Source organism: Stenotrophomonas sp. P5_B8, from assembly GCF_054049855.1.
Map to the genome: position 1 here is coordinate 1 of NZ_JBFULO010000040.1, position 17436 is coordinate 17436.

At 67.8% G+C, this 17436-nt stretch carries 14 protein-coding genes and 1 pseudogene; 9 read left to right on the plus strand and 6 right to left on the minus strand.

Annotation, left to right across the window (positions count from 1 at the left end; translation table 11 throughout):
• Positions 1 to 142: pseudogene (locus ACXJKH_RS04035) on the minus strand (glycine C-acetyltransferase); the annotation flags it as partial.
• Positions 143 to 337: 195 nt separating this feature from the next.
• On the opposite strand from ACXJKH_RS04035, the gene ACXJKH_RS04040 reads away from it, so the two are divergent.
• Entirely contained in the window at positions 338 to 1039 is a 702-nt protein-coding gene (locus tag ACXJKH_RS04040; RefSeq protein ID WP_256776251.1) for a TorF family putative porin, read from the plus strand.
• 199 nt (positions 1040 to 1238) lie between these two features.
• Here ACXJKH_RS04040 and tdh read toward each other — a convergent pair whose 3' ends face one another.
• Positions 1239 to 2261, minus strand: coding sequence for an L-threonine 3-dehydrogenase (tdh, locus tag ACXJKH_RS04045; RefSeq protein ID WP_256776284.1), 1023 nt, complete (start codon positions 2259 to 2261; stop codon positions 1239 to 1241).
• 410 nt (positions 2262 to 2671) lie between these two features.
• Here tdh and ACXJKH_RS04050 point away from each other — a divergent pair, with 410 nt between their 5' ends.
• The 7 genes from ACXJKH_RS04050 (at position 2672) to ACXJKH_RS04080 (ending at position 11356) form a co-directional block, all read left to right on the plus strand.
• Positions 2672 to 4837, plus strand: a complete 2166-nt coding sequence (locus ACXJKH_RS04050) for a S46 family peptidase (protein ID WP_457318393.1) — start codon at positions 2672 to 2674, stop codon at positions 4835 to 4837.
• Between the two features lie 234 nt (positions 4838 to 5071).
• Positions 5072 to 5716, plus strand: a complete 645-nt coding sequence (locus tag ACXJKH_RS04055) for a histidine phosphatase family protein (RefSeq protein WP_457318394.1) — start codon at positions 5072 to 5074, stop codon at positions 5714 to 5716.
• 26 nt (positions 5717 to 5742) lie between these two features.
• On the plus strand, positions 5743 to 7017 hold the full coding sequence (gene folC / locus ACXJKH_RS04060) for a bifunctional tetrahydrofolate synthase/dihydrofolate synthase (protein ID WP_457318395.1): 1275 nt from the start codon (positions 5743 to 5745) through the stop codon (positions 7015 to 7017).
• 108 nt (positions 7018 to 7125) lie between these two features.
• Complete coding sequence (locus tag ACXJKH_RS04065; RefSeq protein ID WP_457318396.1) at positions 7126 to 8145, plus strand: SPOR domain-containing protein; 1020 nt, start codon at positions 7126 to 7128, stop codon at positions 8143 to 8145.
• A 55-nt stretch (positions 8146 to 8200) separates the two neighbouring features.
• Positions 8201 to 8998 carry a CvpA family protein gene (locus ACXJKH_RS04070; RefSeq protein WP_256776256.1) on the plus strand — a complete coding sequence of 266 codons (798 nt, stop codon included), beginning with the start codon at positions 8201 to 8203 and terminating at the stop codon, positions 8996 to 8998.
• 29 nt (positions 8999 to 9027) lie between these two features.
• Entirely contained in the window at positions 9028 to 10494 is a 1467-nt protein-coding gene (gene purF, locus ACXJKH_RS04075; protein WP_256776257.1) for an amidophosphoribosyltransferase, read from the plus strand.
• A gap of 10 nt (positions 10495 to 10504) precedes the next feature.
• Positions 10505 to 11356: a ferritin-like domain-containing protein gene (locus ACXJKH_RS04080; protein WP_457318397.1), complete on the plus strand. Its 852-nt coding sequence runs from the start codon at positions 10505 to 10507 to the stop codon at positions 11354 to 11356.
• 144 nt (positions 11357 to 11500) lie between these two features.
• Here the strand turns inward: ACXJKH_RS04080 and ACXJKH_RS04085 are convergent, their stop codons facing one another.
• Complete coding sequence (locus ACXJKH_RS04085; protein WP_457318398.1) at positions 11501 to 12991, minus strand: phospholipase effector Tle1 domain-containing protein; 1491 nt, start codon at positions 12989 to 12991, stop codon at positions 11501 to 11503.
• A gap of 191 nt (positions 12992 to 13182) precedes the next feature.
• On the opposite strand from ACXJKH_RS04085, the gene ACXJKH_RS04090 reads away from it, so the two are divergent.
• Complete coding sequence (locus tag ACXJKH_RS04090; RefSeq protein WP_457318399.1) at positions 13183 to 14436, plus strand: zinc-dependent metalloprotease; 1254 nt, start codon at positions 13183 to 13185, stop codon at positions 14434 to 14436.
• A 63-nt stretch (positions 14437 to 14499) separates the two neighbouring features.
• Here ACXJKH_RS04090 and lpxH read toward each other — a convergent pair whose 3' ends face one another.
• The 3 genes from lpxH to ACXJKH_RS04105 all read right to left on the minus strand — a co-directional run bounded on the left by lpxH (position 14500) and on the right by ACXJKH_RS04105 (position 17032).
• On the minus strand, positions 14500 to 15243 hold the full coding sequence (lpxH, locus tag ACXJKH_RS04095) for a UDP-2,3-diacylglucosamine diphosphatase (RefSeq protein WP_457318400.1): 744 nt from the start codon (positions 15241 to 15243) through the stop codon (positions 14500 to 14502).
• A 126-nt stretch (positions 15244 to 15369) separates the two neighbouring features.
• Complete coding sequence (locus ACXJKH_RS04100) at positions 15370 to 15909, minus strand: phosphatase PAP2 family protein (protein WP_256776262.1); 540 nt, start codon at positions 15907 to 15909, stop codon at positions 15370 to 15372.
• Positions 15890 to 17032, minus strand: coding sequence for a glycosyltransferase family 4 protein (locus ACXJKH_RS04105; protein WP_457318401.1), 1143 nt, complete (start codon positions 17030 to 17032; stop codon positions 15890 to 15892). The genes ACXJKH_RS04100 and ACXJKH_RS04105 overlap by 20 nt, the downstream gene beginning before the upstream one ends.
• Between the last annotated feature and the right edge of the window lie 404 nt (positions 17033 to 17436).

Consider the following 17436-nt stretch of genomic DNA (forward strand, 5'->3'; position numbering starts at 1 on the left):
CCGTGCGGCCGTCGTCCAGGGTGATCTCGGCCGACTGCGGGCTGGTGATGATGCGTTCGGACTTGAACAGGCCCTGGGCGCGGATCGACTCCAGTTCTTCAACATAGTGCTGGGTCAGCGGGGCGGTGGTGGCATCGCTCATGGCAGGCAGTCTTCGGCACGGGAAAACCGGGATTTTACCTGCCGGCGGCGACGCTGGGGTTGCGCGCGCCGGCCGATCAGGCCAGTGCCGGCACCGACAGTTGCAGACGTGATTGTTGCATCGCAATATCAATCAGGTTAAAAAACTGTAAACCGCCGCCATTCCGCCCACCCCCACCGTCTGGAGAGACCCCGCATGAACCACGCCACGCGCTGTACCGCCGCCGTTGTGCTCTGCGCCGCCCTGCTTGCCCCGTTCGCCGCCAGTGCCCAGGACGAGGCCGCCTCTCCCTTCAGCTGGAACGTCACCGGCGTCTCCGACTACGTGTTCCGCGGTGTCTCGCAGACCGACGAGGACCCGACTCTGCAGGCCGGTTTCACCTACACCTCGCCGGTCGGTCTTTACGCCGGCGTGTGGGGCTCGGGCGTGGACTTTGGCGACGGTGGCCCGGATGCCGAGGTCGATTACCTGATCGGGTATGCGTTCGACGTCACCGACAACGTCAACCTGGACCTGCTGCTCAATCGTTACACCTACCCGGGCTCCAGCGACCTGGCCTACAACGAGTTCATCACCAAGACCACGTTCGCCAAGCAGTACAGCCTGACGGTGACCTACACCAACGATGTATTCAATTCGGGCACCGATGGCTGGTACTACGCCGTGGGCGGCGAGTGGGCGCTGCCGCAGGAGTTCACCCTGGCCGCCAACGTGGGTCGCAGCACCTTCGAGGAAGGCATCTCCAAGGACTACACCGATTGGAACATCGGGGTGAATCGCAGCTTCGGCCTGTTCACCCTGGGCCTGGGCTATTACGGCACCGACGGCAACGGCCGCGACAACTCCGGCAAGCTGGCCGACAACCGCGTGGTGTTCACGGTAGCGGTAGGCAAGTAGTGCCGGCCGCTGGCCGGCTCCTCGCGCCACCGGCCACCCCGCGAAACAAAAAAAGGCGCCCGGATGGGCGCCTTTTCAATGCTGGCCTGGCACCGGATCCCCGCTGGAGCAGAGCCCCCTGCCGTTGAAGGGGACGCGCCGACGGCGCGGGCAAAAGGTGACAGGGGCCGTTGATCGTCCGTGCCAAAGGCACTGAGGATCAATTCCAGCTCAACACCACCTTGCCGGCCTTGCCCTGTTCCATCAGGTCGAAACCCTTCTGGAAGTCGTCGATCGGCAGCTGGTGGGTGAGCACCTTGCCGAGCGGGAAACCGGACAGCACCAGCTGGGTCATCTTGTACCAGGTCTCGTACATCTTGCGGCCGTAGATGCCCTGCACGGTGAGGCCCTTGAAGATGATCTTGTCCCAGTCGCAGCCAGCGCCCCGCGGCATGATGCCGAGCATGGCGATCTTGCCGCCGTGGTACATGCAGTCGAGCATGTCGTTGAAGGCGCGCGGGTTGCCGCTCATTTCCAGGCCCACGTCGAAGCCCTCCATGTGCAGGTCCTTCATCACGTCCTTGAGCGAGGTGTTGGAGACGTTGACCACGCGGGTGGCGCCCATGTCGGCGGCCAGCTTGAGGCGGAAGTCGTTGACGTCGGTGACCACCACGTTGCGCGCGCCGATGTGTTTGCAGATGCCGGCGGCGATGATGCCGATGGGGCCGGCGCCGGTGATCAGCACGTCTTCACCGATGACGTTGAACTCCAGCGCGCAGTGCGCGGCGTTGCCGTAGGGGTCGAAGAAGGCAGCCAGTTCGGACGGGATCTGGTCGGGGATGGGCCACAGGTTGCTGGCCGGCATGACCATGTATTCGGCGAAGGCGCCGTTGACGTTGACGCCGATGCCGACGGTGTTGGGGCACAGGTGCGGGCGGCCGCCACGGCAGTTGCGGCAGTGGCCGCAGACGATGTGGCCTTCGGCCGAGACGCGCTGGCCGACTTCATAGCCGGTGACGCCGGGGCCGATTTCGGCGATGCGGCCGACGAATTCGTGGCCGATGGTGAGGCCGGGCTTGATGGTGCGCTGGCTCCATTCGTCCCACAGGTAGATATGCAGGTCGGTACCGCAGATGGCGGTCTTTTCCAGCTTGATCAGGACTTCGTTGGGACCCGGGGTCGGGACCGGCACGTTTTCCAGCCAGATGCCCTTGGCGGCTTCACGCTTGACCAGGGCCTTCATTGTTTGCTGCGCCATCTCGGTGGAACTCGTCGGGGGGAAAACGCGGATTATAGAGCCGATGGCGGTTTTCCCATGTTGCGTTGCGGGTGGTGTGGGGTAGGGGCAGCGCCTCCTTCTGGCGTGGGAGGTGCCGGGCAGGCCGGTGCAGGACACGCCGTGAACCCATCCTTGGGGGCTCGGTATTGCCATCCATGGCAATACACGGTCCTGCACCGGCCTGCCCGGCACCTCCGGACACATGGCTGCGCCTGGCAGAAGGCGAAAGCGGGAGGGTAGAGCCGGGCCATGCCCGGCTGGCCGCGCACCGCGCGGCAATGATCGGGGCCGGTCACCGCCCATGACTTCCGGGGTTCGGACCGGGGCAGGGGGGCGGGCTAGAATCGGCGGTTCTCTTTGCAAGGGGCTGCTCAATGCGCTCGAACCTGCTCGCTTTTTCCGTCGTCGCCAGCCTTGGGCTGGTCCAGGTTGCCCAAGCCGCTGAAGGCATGTGGGTGCCGCAGCAGCTGCCGGAAATCGCCGGTCCGCTCAAGCAGGCGGGGCTGAAGCTGTCGCCGGAGCAGATCTCCAACCTGACCGGCGACCCGATGGGTGCGGTGGTGGCGCTGGGCGGCTGCACCGCCAGCTTCGTGTCGCCGCAGGGCCTGGTGGTGACCAACCACCATTGCGCCTACGGTGCGATCCAGCTGAACTCGACCGCCGAGAAGAACCTGATCAAGGACGGCTTCAACGCACCCACCCTGAAGGATGAGCTGAGCGCCGGCCCGAACGCGCGCGTGTACGTGCTCGACCAGATCACCGATGTGACCGCGCAGGCCAAGGCCGCCATCGCCGCCGCCGGCAAGAATCCGCTGGCGCGGACCCGCGCGCTGGATGCCTTCGACAAGGCACAGACCGCAGCGTGCGAAGCCGATGCCGGGTTCCGCTGCCGTCTGTTCAGTTTTTCCGGCGGCAACACCTACCGCCTGTTCCGCAACATCGAGATCAAGGACGTGCGCCTGGTCTACGCGCCCCCGGGCAGCGTCGGCAAGTTCGGTGGCGACATCGACAACTGGATGTGGCCGCGCCACACCGGCGATTTCTCGTTCTATCGCGCCTATGTGGGCAAGGACGGCAAGCCGGCCGCGTTCTCGGCCGACAACGTGCCCTACCAGCCCAAGCACTTCCTGACATTCGCCGACACGCCGCTGGGCGCCGACGACTTCGTGATGGTGGCCGGTTACCCGGGCCGCACCAACCGCTATGCGCTGGCCGGTGAGTTCAACGAAACCGCCACCTGGACCTACCCGACCATCGCGCGCCACTACAACGCGGTGATCGATCTGATCGGCAAGGCGGGTCAGCAGGATGCGGACATCAAGGTGAAATACGCCGCCACCATGGCGGGCCTGAACAACACCGCCAAGAATTATCAGGGCCAGCTGGATGGCTTCAAGCGCATCGATGCGGCCGGCCAGAAGCAGGCCGAAGAAGCGGCCGTGCTGGCGTGGCTGAAGCAGCAGGGCGCGGCCGGCAAGCCGGCGCTGGCCGCGCACGCGCAGCTGATCAAGCACCTGGAAGAAGGCCGCGCCACGCGCGATCGCGACCTGATCGTGAGCCAGTTCAACAACACCGCCGTGCTGGGCTCGGCGCTCAGCCTGTACCGCCTGTCGATCGAACGTGCCAAGGCGGACGCCGAGCGCGAAGCCGGTTACCAGGAGCGCGACCTGCCCTCGATCGAAGGCGGGCTGAAGCAGATGGACCGCCGCTATGTCGCGCGCATGGACCAGCAGCTGCAGACGTACTGGCTCAGCCAGTACGCTGCGCTGCCGGCCGCGCAGCGCAACAACGAGGTGCTCAACCAGTGGCTGGCGGGCAGCGACAAGGCCGCCATCGATGGCCTGGTCGGCAAGCTGGCCGGCACGCAGCTGGGCAGCCTGGACGAGCGCCTGAAGTGGTTCAAGGCCGACCGTGCCGCCTTCGAAGCCAGCACCGATCCGGCCATCCAGTACGCGGTGGCGGTGATGCCGGCGCTGCTCAAGCAGGAAGAACAGAAGAAGACCCGCGAAGGCGAGTCGCTGGTCTCGCGCCCGCTGTATCTGCAGGCATTGGCCGACTACAAGAAGAGCAAGGGCGAGTTCGTCTATCCCGACGCCAACCTGTCGCTGCGCATCACCTTCGGCAACGTGATGGGGTACACCCCGAAGGACGGCGTGGCCTACACCCCGTTCACCACGCTGGAAGGCGTGGCCGCCAAGGAAACCGGTGCCGATCCGTTCGACTCGCCCAAGGCGCTGCTCGATGCGGTCAAGGCCAAGCGTTACGGTGGCCTGGAAGACAAGCGCGTCGGCTCGGTGCCGGTGAACTTCCTGTCCAACCTGGACATCACCGGTGGCAACTCCGGCTCGCCGGTGCTCGATGCCCACGGCAAGCTGGTCGGCCTGGCCTTCGATGGCAACTGGGAATCGGTCAGCTCCAACTGGGTGTTCGATCCGGTGATGACCCGCATGATCGCCGTCGACAGCCGTTACATGCAGTGGATCATGCAGGAAGTGGCGCCGGCGCCGCAGCTGCTGAAAGAGCTGAACCTGGCCAAATAAGCCCCTCCCGACCCCGCGGCGAACACCGCGGGGTTTTTCGTTGCGGGTTGCCGGCCGTTGGCTGGCAACCACGCGATGTCAGGTGCGGGCAAGCGCCACCCCGACCCCTCGCAGACCGATGGTCGCGACGGCGGCAGCCGGGCAGGGCACGGGGTATCATGCGTGTCCCCTCGATCATTCACATCTTGTGAACGATTGCGACCGCATTCCTCCCCCCAAGGACTCCCAGTACGCATGCGCATCCTGCTTGCCCGCCACGGTGAAACACCGTGGAATGCCGAAGGCCGCTACCAGGGCCAGATCGATATCCCGTTGTCGCCGATCGGCGAAGCCCAGGCACAGGCCCTCGGGGAGCGCCTGAAGTCGGTCGATATCACCCGTGCGGTGGCGTCGCCGCTGTCGCGTGCACAGCGCACCGCACAGTTGGCCCTCGGCGCCGAACGTGCGCCGATGTTGCTGACCGAACCGGACCTGCAGGAAATCGCCCACGGCGAGTGGGAAGGCCTGCTCGCCAGCGAAATCAATGAAAAGGATCCGTCGCGCCTGCAGGCCTGGCGCAACGAGCCGGACACCGTGCTGATGCCCGGCGGCGAATCGCTGCGACTGGTGCTGGAGCGCAGCTGGCGCGGCCTGGCCCGCGCGGCCGAAGGTCTCGGCGAGCACGACACTTTGCTGGTGGTCGCCCATGACGCGGTCAACCGCGTGATCCTGTGCCGCATCCTCGGCCTGCCGCTGTCGCGGCTGTGGACCTTCCGCCAGGCGCCGACCACGTTGAACCTGCTCGAAGGCGTCGACCTGGACCAGCTCGAAGTGGTGCGCCTGAACGATTGCGCCCACCACACGCCGTTCTTCGGCGAAGCCAAGCACCGCGCACTGTAATCCTCTGACCCACTGATCCAACGCCCATGACCACCGTCGCCCCGCAGACCCTCACCGACTGGCTCACCTACATCGAGCAGCAGCATCCGGCCACCATCGACATGGGCCTGGAGCGCGTCCGCAACGTGGCGCAGGCGATGGGACTGGGGCAGCCGGGCACGCACACCATCGTGGTCGGCGGCACCAACGGCAAGGGCTCTACCGTCGCCTTCATCGAGGCGATCGCGCGTGCGGCCGGCTGGAAGGTCGGTGCGTATACCTCCCCGCATCTGCTGCGCTACAACGAGCGCGTGCGCATCGATGGCCAGGACGTGTCCGATGATGCGCTGACCGCTGCCTTCCAGGCGATCGAAGCGGCGCGTGGCAGCACCACGCTGACCTATTTCGAGTACGGCACGCTGGCGGCACTCAAGCTGTTCGGCGATGCCGGCCTCGATCTGGCCGTGCTGGAAGTCGGCCTGGGGGGACGTCTGGACGCGGTGAACATCGTCGATGCCGATGTGGCGGTGATCACCACGGTGGATATCGACCACAGCGACTGGCTGGGCGAGGACCGCGAAGCCATCGGCGTGGAGAAGGCCGGCATCATCCGCGGCTGGAAGCCGGTGATCCTGGGTGAAACCGATCCGCCGTCCAGCGTGCTGGCCCGCGCATATCTGCTGGGTGCCAACGCGATCCGCGGTGGCAGCGACTTCTTCGTCGATGTGATCGATGCGCAGACATGGTGCTGGCGTGATGTCGGCTTCCGCATCGAGCTGCCGACCCCGGCGCTGCGCGGCCCGATCCAGCTGCGCAACGCCGCCTCGGCGATTGCCGCGCTGCGTACGCTGGATATGCCGCTGTCGCGCACGGCGATCGCCGAAGGCGTGGCCGCCGCGCGCATCCGCGGCCGCCTGCAGGGTGTTGATCGCGGCGGCGTGGAAGTGCTGGTCGATGTCGGCCACAACCCGCAGGCCGCGCGCGAACTGGCCGCCGCGTTGAGGGCGGCGCCGGTGTCCGGCCGTACCGTGGCCGTGTTTGCCGCGTTGCAGGACAAGGACGCCGTTGGCGTGGTCCAGGCAATGGCCGGGCAGGTCGATGCCTGGCACCTGGCCGGCCTCGACGGCGCCCGCGCGCAGAGTGCGCAGGCGCTGCAGGCGCGGCTGCAGAACACCGCTGCCGCAAGCGCCCGCCGCCACGCCACCGTGGCCGATGCGCTGGGTGCGGCCGTCGCCGATGCTGCAGCCGGTGACCGCGTGCTCGCGTTCGGTTCGTTCCATACCGCTGCACAGGCGCTGCAATGGCTGGACGCTGCCGGCTGACCCGCGCCCGCCACCCCGCTGCGGCCGTTCAGCCGCAACAGACGCCGCTCACGCGGACACCCGTATAATCGCCGTGGCATTCCGCCGCGCCGCCCCTGCCTGCCTTCCGTGGATACTCCTCTGAAACAGCGACTGATTGGTGCCATCGTTCTGGTGGCCTTGGCTGTGATCTTCCTGCCCATGCTGGTCAAAGGCCCTGCGCCTGACAGTGGCGTGGCCAGCGTGCCGATCAGTGCGCCTGCCGCGCCGTCGGATGGCCAGTTCGAAACCCGCGAGTTGCCGCTGGTCGCGCCCACCGGCGGCGCCACCGGCCTGCTCGGTGCGTCCAGCACCCAGCCGCTGCAGGACAACGCGGCCGCTGCCGCCCCGGCCGCGACGGACACCTCGCCGGCAGTCGCCGCCGGCAACTTCGCGGTCAGCTTCGGCGCCTATGGCAGCCAGGCCGACGCCGATGCGGTGATCGCCTACCTGAAGAAGTCGCAGCTGCCGGGTTTCAGCGAAGCGGCCACCATCAACGGCCGCCAGGCGTGGCGCGTGCGCGTGGGCCCGTATGCCGATCGTGCGCAGGCCGAAGCCGCCCGCCTGCAGGCGGTGAAGGTGCGCAACGACGTCAAGGCCGAAGTGGTCACCCTGGACGCGCGCGCCGACACTGCCGTCGCCGCCACCCCGGCTGCGGCACCKACCCCGACGCCGACGCCGACGTCGCCCGCTGCCTCCAGCGCYGCTGCCGCGCCGGCCACGGCCACCGTCAAGACCGAATCACTGCCGCCTGAACCGGTGGCCGCCGCCAAGCCGGCACCCAAACCCGAACCCAAGCCCACCCCGGCCACCAAGCCGGAGCCCAAGCCCGAAACGGCCGCCGTTGCCGCACCGGCGGCACCGGCCGCCAGCGGCGTCGGCTTCGCCGTGCAGCTGGGCGCCTTCGGCCAGGCGTCGGAGGCCAACGCGCTGCGCGACAAGGTCCGCGCCGCCGGTTTCAGCGCGTTCGTGGAACAGGTACGCACCGACAAGGGCACGCTCAACCGCGTGCGCGTCGGCCCGGTCGCCAACCGAGCCGAGGCGGAGAACCTCAAGGCCCAGGTTGCGTCCAAGGTCGGCGTGGCCGGCATGGTCCGGCCGCACCCCTGATGCCCGCCATGCGCCCGCGCCGTGAGGCCGGACTGTCCTGCAACGGAGGACGGGCATGATCGATTTCGTATTGCTGGCCGTCATCGGCATCTCCACCCTGTTGGGCGTGATGCGCGGCTTCGTCAGCATCGTCATTAGTACCTTTTCCTGGCTGCTCGGTGGCTGGGCCGCGCTGATGTTCGGCAGGTCCGCCGCCGGCTGGTGGTCGGCACCGGCCGCGCCGGGCACCGGGCACTATTTCGCCGGCTATCTCACCGTGTTCCTGCTGGTGATGGTGTCGGTGTGGGGCATCGGCCTGGTGATCCGTCAGGCGGTGCGCTCGACCAGCATGAACAGCGCCGACCGCCTGATGGGCGGGGGGCTGGGCCTGGCTCGCGGCGGGTTGATCAGTTGCGCCCTGCTCTTGATGGCCTCCTATACCCCGCTGACCCGCGAGGCCACCTGGCGAAACTCCAACCTGCGCGCCATGCTGCAACCCGGCGTGGGTTGGATGCAGGCCAAGATGCCGCGCATGCCCGACATGCCGCAGATGCCCAGCCTGGACGGCATGCCGGGGCTGCAGGGCCTGCCGATGGCGCTGCCGGAGGTGAACATGGCGCAACTGCCCGGTGGGGAGTTGGGCAAGCCGGGGCTGACAGGCGATAATGGCGTGCTTGGCGGACTGCTGGGGGGACGTGGATGGCCGCGACCCGTCGATGAAACCCCGCAACCGGCGGGCGATCCGGCTGACGTATGGGCGCGCAGCGCCACGCCCGGTTCCCCCCAGAACACCGATCCGGCGCTCGTGCGCCCGGACCAACCCGATCCGGCACGGAAAGGGTCCCCCGGCCAGGCACGGCCACCTTCACAGTAAATGGGCGCAGCCCAGCGGAGATTCGCACCATGTGTGGCATCGTCGGAATCGTCGGCAATCAGAACGTCGCCGGGCAGTTGTATGACGGCCTGACCGTCCTCCAGCATCGTGGCCAGGACGCGGCCGGCATCGCCACCGCCGACGGCACCCGCCTGCGCGTGCAGAAGGCCAACGGGCTGGTCCGCGATGTGTTCGATGCCAAGCGCATGTCCACCCTGGAAGGCCGTGTCGGCATCGCCCACGTGCGCTACCCGACCGCCGGCTCCGAAGGCATGGACGAGGCGCAGCCGTTCTACGTCAATTCGCCGTACGGCATCGCGCTGGCCCACAACGGCAACCTGATCAACACCGAAAGCCTGCGTCAGCAGGTGTTCGAGCAGGACCGCCGCAACGTCAACACCGACTCGGACAGCGAAGTGCTGTTGAACGTGTTCGCCTTCGAACTGGACGCGCAACGCCAGCTGACCCCGGAAGCGGCGATCCGCGCCGTGGCCGCCGTGCACCGCCGGGTCAAGGGCGGCTACGCGGTGATCAGCGTGGTGCTGGGCCTGGGCCTGGTCGCCTTCCGCGATCCGCACGGCATCCGCCCGCTGGTGCTGGGCAAGCGTGCCCACGCCGAAGGCGACGAATACATCGTGGCCTCCGAATCGGCCGCGCTCGACGTGCTCGGCTTCCAGCGCGTGCGCGACGTGCGCCCGGGCGAAGCGCTGGTGATCACCGCGCGCGGCGAGCTGTTCTCCGAAGTCTGCGCCGAGCCGGTCGAACACAGCCCGTGCATCTTCGAGTACGTGTACTTCGCCCGTCCGGACTCGATGATCGACAACGTGTCGGTGCACAAGGCGCGCATGCGCATGGGCATCAAGCTGGGCGAGAAGATCCTGCGCCTGCGCCCGGACCACGACATCGACACCATCATCCCGATCCCGGACACCTCGCGCGATGCCGCGCTGGAGATCTCCAACACGCTCGGGGTGAAGTACCGCGAAGGCTTCATCAAGAACCGCTATATCGGCCGTACTTTCATCATGCCGGGGCAGGGGGAGCGGGTGAAGTCGGTGCGCCGCAAGCTCAACCCGATCCACCTGGAGTTCCGCAACCGCGTGGTGCTGCTGGTGGACGATTCGATCGTGCGCGGCACCACCAGCCAGCAGATCGTGCAGATGGCACGCGATGCCGGCGCCCGCAAGGTCTACCTGGCCAGCGCCGCGCCGCCGGTGCGTTACCCCAACATCTACGGCATCGACATGCCGGCCGCCGAAGAACTGGTGGCGCACAACCGCAGCATCGAAGAAATCGAAAAGCACCTGGGCTGCGACTGGCTGATCTACCAGGACATCGAAGACATGGAAGCGGCGGTGCGCGAAGGCAATCCGGAGCTGAAGGCCTTCGATTCGTCGTGCTTCAACGGCATCTACCCGACCGGTATCGAGCCGGGCTACTTCGAGCGCATCCAGCAGCTGCGTTCGGATGACGCCAAGCACAAGCGCCGCGCCTGAGGGCAGGGGAATGGCCGAGCAGTTGCCGCTGGAGGCGGCCGGTGACCTGCTGCGTGCCGCGCAGCATTGCCTGGCCGCGGTCGATCCGCTGCACAAGGTCGCCCTGACCCAGGCCTACGCCGCGCAGTTCCGCACGGGCCAGCTCAAGGTCCGTGCCGATGCCCCGCCACCGGAGCCGATACGGATGCCGGGGCGTCCGTCCCGGCCAGCGCTGGTGCATCCGCGTGATCTGCCCAAGCGTGGCCTGGGCAGTGCCGAAGGACGCGCCGCCTTCATCCATGCCATCGCGCATATCGAACTCAACGCAATCGACCTGGCCTGGGATGCGGTATACCGCTTCCGCGGGTTGCCCGGCTCGTTCCATGCCGACTGGGTGAGCGTGGCCGATGACGAATCGCGCCACTTCATGCTGCTGCATGGCCGGCTGCGGGCGCTGGGGTTCGACTATGGCGATTTCGACGCGCACAACGGCCTGTGGGAAATGTGCGAGAAAACCGCGCACGACGGTCTGGCGCGGATGGCGCTGSTGCCGCGCGTGCTCGAAGCGCGTGGGCTGGATGTCACCCCCGGCATGATCACCAAGCTGCGCTCGGCCAACGACCACGCTACCGCCGATGTGCTGGAGATCATTCTCCGCGAGGAAGTGGCCCACGTGGCTGCCGGTTCGCGCTGGTACCACTGGTACTGCAACCGCGCCGGGGTCGAGCCGCGCGCGCGCTTCATCGCCTTGTTGAACGAGTACGCCGGCGGCTTCCTGTACGGCCCCTTCAACCTGGAAGCGCGGCTGCTGGCCGGCTTCGACGAGGAAGAACTCGTCGACCTGATCGAACAGGCCGGCCGCACCAGCGGCCCCGCCCGGTAGAGCCACGCCATGCGTGGCTGCGTTTCGTTCCGGGACCGCGTGCAGCCACCCATGGGGTGGCTCTACAGGTGACGTTTGGTAGAGCCACGCCATGCGTGGCTGCGTTTCGATCCGGCGCCATGAACCGCCGCCCATGCGGGCGCCTCACGCGTTGGGCAGCACCACGCGCTTGCCATCCTCGGTGGGACGGTTGATGTAGAACAGGCCCGGGCCCGGTCGATAGGGCAGTTCGCGGGTCGCTTCATCGGCGGCGTAGAGCAGGGCGGTGTCGCCGAGCGCGTCGAAGTTCCAGTGTGCCGATTGCATCAGGAACCGCTGCCGCAGCAACAGTTCCTGCGCGGCCTCCAGCGGCTGGCCCGACAACAGGCGCGCGGCGATCGGCAGCAGCGGCGCGGGCAGGGCCAGCTCGGGCATCGCATCCACCGCACTGCGCCAGCGCACCCCCGCCGCGTCGGCGCGCTGCTGCATCAGGCGCAGTGGCACCCACTGGTAGCGCCCATCGATCTCACGTTTCAGCACCACCGCCGCATACGCGAACACCACCCACTGCGGCAGCACGCTGTCACTGCCGGCCACGCGCTGCGACTGCCAGCGGTGCCAGACATCCACCCATACCGCGTCATCACCCAGACCAAGCTGCGCTTGCCAGGCAGCGCACGCCGCCTTCGCTTCCCGGTAGACATCGGTGTCGCGCAGCAACGCCAGCGGTGGCACGGCGGTGTCGGCCAGCCCGTGGTCGCGCAGGCGCTGGCCCAGCGGGCGGGTGAGCAGTTTCGGGCCCTCGATGCGCTGGTCGTAGCCGCCGCCGATGTTGGCGTGCGCGCCGGGCAAGGCGATCTCTTCATGCAGCGGCGCGACCGTGGTCAGCGGGAAATACTGGCGATGCTCGTCGCGCGCGACCAGTTGCAGCACCTTGTCGGCGCAACCGGCCGGCAACGCTACGGCCGGGAGTTCATCACGCTGCTGCGGATGGATTGCCACCACCGTGTCGAACAGGCCGACAAAGCGCACCGGGCGTACCGACACCGCCGCCTCACTGCCGAGTTGCCAGCCGGTGCGGCGCAGCTGTTCCTGCAGCCAGCGGCGTCCGTCGCGGCGGTTGAGCTGGCTGAGCGCAGCGCGCGCGGACGCCGCACCGCGCGAAAAACCGAACAGGTCGATGCGCACCGTGCCCAGTACCTGATGCGGATGGACACGCGCCAAGGCGCGCAGCGCGTCGGGCAGGCACGTATCCAACGCGCGGCGCATCTTGGCGAGCACCCCGGTACGCCCGATGCCGAAGGCAAGGCCCATCAGGTCGTCATCCTCACCGGTGCGGGTGCCGGTGCCTTCGATGTAGATCGCCAGTGACAGGGCGTCGCCATGCGCGGGTTGCGCGCGATCGTCGGGATACAGCGCGTGCAGCCGGGCGATGTTGGTCAGGCCATTGCTGTAGCTGCTGGTCAGGCGGCTCTGGTAGGGCGAGGCGTCATCGGCAACCAACGGCGCCGGCGGGCGCGGCGTGGGCGTGGTGCTGCGCTGCGGGCGCGAGGCATGCAACAGGTTGTCGGCATTGTTGCGCGTGCCGTCAAAGAACAGGCCGATCTGCAGCGACACCGTCGCCGCCCTCGTTGCCGGGGTGGGCTGTCCTGCCATGGCGCTGGGGTCCTTGGGGTTGCACGGCAACGGTAGCGCGAAAATGACGCGGACGCGACGTCGCTGAACCGGCCGGTCGGCGGTCACAGTTCGGAATGTTGATTGCTCTGGTCTATTGAATTCACGCGATCAGTTGGCGCCATATGGGCGGGCACCACCACCCCGTATTCCACTCAAAGAGAGGCGACACGATGTCCAGATCGATGAGCAAGGCCGCAGGTGTGATCACGTTGTGCATGATGGCGGCGGGCGCTGCCAGCGCCGCGCCGCTGTTTGAACCGGTCACGGTGCTCAGCCGGGCCGGGGCCGCCAACCAACCTGCCGCGCAGGCGGTGCTGTCGGCCGCCTCCACCGCCGCGGTGCAGGAAGTGCGCGTGGATGCCGCTGCCGTCACGGCCGGCCAGCGCCAGCTGGAGTTCGAACTGCTCGGCACACAGGTGCAGGCGGTGCAGCAGCGTGTGCAGGCGCTGCCCGACGGCGGCAGCATCTGGTACGGCCAGATCCAGTCGCGCAGCGCCAAATTGGACCGTCAGGCCAGTGCATCGGACCCGGCCAACTCGGTGATCCTGGTACGCGCTGGCAATACCGTCACCGGCTCGATCCGCAAGGATGGCCAGCTGTATCGACTGCGCCCGCTCAGCGATGGACGGCACGTGCTGGTGGAAGTGGATGAAACCCGGATGCCGGCCGACCATCCCGCTGACTACAACAGCCTGCCGCAGGTCGCCATGCCGGTGAGCGACCGCGCGGGGATCGCAGCAGCCTCCTCCGGCACCCCGGCCACCATCCGTGTACTGGTGGTGGCGACCAACGGCGCAGTGGCGGCCTACGGCGGCAACATGCAGTCGTTGGTACAACTGGCCGTGGCCGAATCCAACCAGGGCTACATCAACAGCAACGTCGGCATCACCCTGGAACTGGCCGGTTACGAGACCACCAGCTACGCCGAGTCGAGCAGCTTCTCCACCGACCTGTCGCGCTTCCGCAGCACCACGGACGGGGTGATGGACAGCATCCACACCAGCCGCAACAACACCCGCGCCGATGTGGCCGTGCTGGTGATCAACAACGCCAGTTCGTGCGGGCTCGCCTCCAGCATCGGCTCGACCGCGGCCACCGCGTTCGCCGCCGTGCATTGGGACTGCGCCACCGGGTATTACTCCTTCGCGCATGAAATCGGCCACCTGCAGAGCGCGCGGCACGACATCGCCACCGACTCGAGCACCTCGCCGTATGCGTATGGCCACGGCTACCGCTATGAGCCGGCCAGCGGCGCGCGCTGGCGCACGATCATGGCCTACGCGTGCACGGCCGGTTGCCCGCGGTTGAACTTCTGGTCCAACCCGAACATCAACTACAACGGCGTACCGATGGGCATTGCGTCCAGCGCCGACAACCAGCGCGTGCTGGTCAATACCAAGGCGACGGTCGCCGCGTTCCGTTGAGCAAGCGCATCCCCCGCGATCGTCCCGGCGATCGCGGGGGATGTTGTTGTGGAGCGTGGCGGCTCAGCGCGCCAGCGCATCCAGCGTCCAGCCCTGCGGGGTGACGCGCAGCACCGAGCCCTGCTCGTACCAGTCGCCGAGCACGATGCGGGTGCAGTCGTGGCCACCGACCTGCAGGGTGTGAATGGCCGGGCGGTGGGTGTGGCCGTGGATCAGGGTGTCTACGCCGTGGCGCACGAAGGTGGCGTCCACTTCGGCCGGCGCCACGTCGGTGACGGTCTCGAAGGTGGCGTGATCGTCCTGCTTCATTTCCGACTGGCGTGCCTGGCTGGCATCGCGCGCCTTCTGCGCGAAGGCGATGCGCGCGGCCAGCGGCTGGGACAGGAACTGCGCCTGGAAGACCGGGTCGCGGGTCTGGGCGCGGAACTGCTGGTAGGCCACATCGTCGGTGCACAACAGGTCGCCGTGCTGCAGCAGCACCGGTCGGCCGTACAGGTCGATCACGCTGGGATCGGGCAGGATGCGGAAGCCGGCGCGACGCGCATAGTCTTCGCCGACCAGGAAGTCGCGATTGCCGCGGATGAAGTACACCGGCACGCCGGCATCGGCGACGGCGTGCAGCGCATCGGCGACGGCATCGGCGGCAGCGGAGGGCGTGTCATCGCCGATCCAGGCTTCGAACAGGTCACCGAGGATGTACAGGGCATCGGCCTGCATCGCTTCATCGCGCAGGAACGCCAGGAACAGCTCGGTAATGGCTGGACGGCTCGGGTCCAGGTGCAGATCTGAAATGAACAGCGTGGTCATGGGCGCATTGTAAAACGGGTTGCCCGCAGCGGGTTGCATGCACATCGCGGAAAAGGGCAGCGCCACGCCATGCGTGGCCTCCGTTCCCGCGATGCCGGATGCCGGCCGGCAGACCCCGCAACCGCCTTACATCGGCAATGGCAGCCAGCGCAGGCTGGCCCCGGCCAGCGCGGTTGCAATCGCCGTGGCCGCCAGTACATCGCTGGGGTAGTGCAGCCCCAGCACCACCCGCGACACGCCGATGGCGGCGGTGAACGGCACCAGCAGCGGTGCCAGCCACGGGTAGTAGGCGAGGGCGACGATGGTGAAGGACACCGCGTGCAGGGTGTGCCCGGAGGGGAAGCTGAACTCGTCCAGCGGCGCCACCCAGGCGCGGATGCGGAGATCGGCCGCATACGGACGCGGGCGTCGGGTCCAGCGCTTGAGGCCTTTGTACAACAGCAACGCCATCAGGCCGGTGGCGGCCATGTGCAGCGACGCGCGCAGGCCCTCGACGCCGTCCAGCAGGATCAACGCGGCCATCAGCGCATACCAGAACACGCCATCGCCCAACCGGCTGACCGCAGCGAATGCCTGGCGCACGCGACGGCGACGGCAGTARTGGTTGGCGCGGCGGCACCAGCGGGTTTCGCGCCCGCGCAGGGCGTCAAGCGGCGTGGTCGGCATGCGGCCTCCGGGCCTGCGCCAGTTCGGCCAGCAGCGCATCGAACTCGGCCACCACCTGCTGCGGGTGCAGGCGCTGCATGGCGCTGGCGGCATTGCGGCCGAGGCGGGCGCGCAGTACGTCATCGCCAGCCAACTGCAGCGCTGCGGACAGGAATTGAGCGTCATCGTTCACGGCCATGCCGGTCTGATCGGTGCGCAGGTGCTCGCGCGCCGCGCCATAGTCGAAGGCGACGGTGGCCACGCCGCTGGCCATCGCTTCCAGGGTGACGTTGCCGAAGGTCTCGCTGCGGCTGGGGAACAGGAACAGATCGCCGCTGGCGAAGTGACGTGCGAGCGCGTCGCCACGCTGTACGCCGCAGAAGATGAAATCGGGATTTTCATGCGCCAGTTTCTCGCGCGATGGGCCATCGCCCACCCAGACGAAGCGGGCCTTGGGCCGGATCTGCTGCAGCCGACGGAACGCCTTCACTGCCAGCGCAAGGTTCTTTTCCGGGGCGATGCGGCCGACGTAGATCGCCGCGAAGCCGTTGCCATCGATCCCCCATTCCTCGCGCAGGGCCGGATCGCGTCGCTGCGGTTCGAACTGGCTGCTGTCCACCGCACGGGCCAGCAACCGCACGCGGTCGAAGCCCTGTTCGCCGAGGAACTGCTGCAGCTCCTGGGTCGGCACCAGGGTGGCGTCGGCCTGGTTGTGGAAGCGGCGCATCCAGCGCAATGCCGCAGCCTGCAGCCAAGCCACGCCGTAATCGGGCAGGTACTCATCGAAGCGGGTGTGGAAACCGGTGGCGACCGGAATGCCCAGCCGACGCGCGGTGCGCAGCGCCGACCAGCCCAGTGGGCCCTCGGTAGCGATGTAGATCGCATCGGGACGTTGCAGCTGCCACTGCCGCGCCAGCCGCTTCGGCGCGGGCAGGCCAAAGCGCAGTCCGGGGTAGCGCGGCAGACCGGCGCCCTGCACCAGTACCGTGCCGCCGTCTGGATCGGTGCCGTCGCTGGCTTGGCGTGGACGCACCAGGTCGACCTGGTGGCCGGCCGCGCGCAGTCCCTGTTCCAGTCCCTGCACGGTCAGCGCGACGCCGTTGACCTCGGGGGGATACGTTTCAGTGACGATGGCATAGCGCATGGCGGGCCTCCGGGTTGCGTCCATGCTCGGCCCGGGCGATGTAGTGGACATGACGTGGGTATTACCGGCCGATGACGCCGGTGCCGGCCGCCGCGCCCGCGAGTACGGGGAAAAGGTTCTTCTCCCATCTGGGGGAGTGTCTTGTTGCAGGCGCCGTCGCAGAGCAAGCACGACGCTACGGGTCTGGATGGGCAGTGCCGGCGACGTGTGGATCGGGCTATGTCTTCGTTCGGGTCTGTCGCGAGCGTGTGGGCCCCGTAGCGGGCGATAGGCCCCTGGCGCAAATGTCCCCCGGCCGCGGGGCGGCCTCCTCCTTGATTTTGCCCAGGAGCCTACCGCCCGCCACGGGGCTCGGCTGCGGTGAGCAGATAGAAGCCAGGCTGGTCGGTGGGTCGGGCGCTGGG

What these genes read in the sequence shown, in the direction of transcription:
- purF (WP_256776257.1), top strand. Translation starts at nt 9,028, where the DNA reads ATGTGTGGCATCGTCGGAATCGTCGGCAATCAGAACGTCGCCGGGCAG.
- ACXJKH_RS04085 (WP_457318398.1), bottom strand. Translation starts at nt 12,991, where the DNA reads ATGGCAGGACAGCCCACCCCGGCAACGAGGGCGGCGACGGTGTCGCTG.
- ACXJKH_RS04105 (WP_457318401.1), bottom strand. Translation starts at nt 17,032, where the DNA reads ATGCGCTATGCCATCGTCACTGAAACGTATCCCCCCGAGGTCAACGGC.
- ACXJKH_RS04050 (WP_457318393.1), top strand. Translation starts at nt 2,672, where the DNA reads ATGCGCTCGAACCTGCTCGCTTTTTCCGTCGTCGCCAGCCTTGGGCTG.
- ACXJKH_RS04055 (WP_457318394.1), top strand. Translation starts at nt 5,072, where the DNA reads ATGCGCATCCTGCTTGCCCGCCACGGTGAAACACCGTGGAATGCCGAA.
- ACXJKH_RS04090 (WP_457318399.1), top strand. Translation starts at nt 13,183, where the DNA reads ATGTCCAGATCGATGAGCAAGGCCGCAGGTGTGATCACGTTGTGCATG.
- ACXJKH_RS04040 (WP_256776251.1), top strand. Translation starts at nt 338, where the DNA reads ATGAACCACGCCACGCGCTGTACCGCCGCCGTTGTGCTCTGCGCCGCC.
- lpxH (WP_457318400.1), bottom strand. Translation starts at nt 15,243, where the DNA reads ATGACCACGCTGTTCATTTCAGATCTGCACCTGGACCCGAGCCGTCCA.
- folC (WP_457318395.1), top strand. Translation starts at nt 5,743, where the DNA reads ATGACCACCGTCGCCCCGCAGACCCTCACCGACTGGCTCACCTACATC.
- tdh (WP_256776284.1), bottom strand. Translation starts at nt 2,261, where the DNA reads ATGAAGGCCCTGGTCAAGCGTGAAGCCGCCAAGGGCATCTGGCTGGAA.
- ACXJKH_RS04070 (WP_256776256.1), top strand. Translation starts at nt 8,201, where the DNA reads ATGATCGATTTCGTATTGCTGGCCGTCATCGGCATCTCCACCCTGTTG.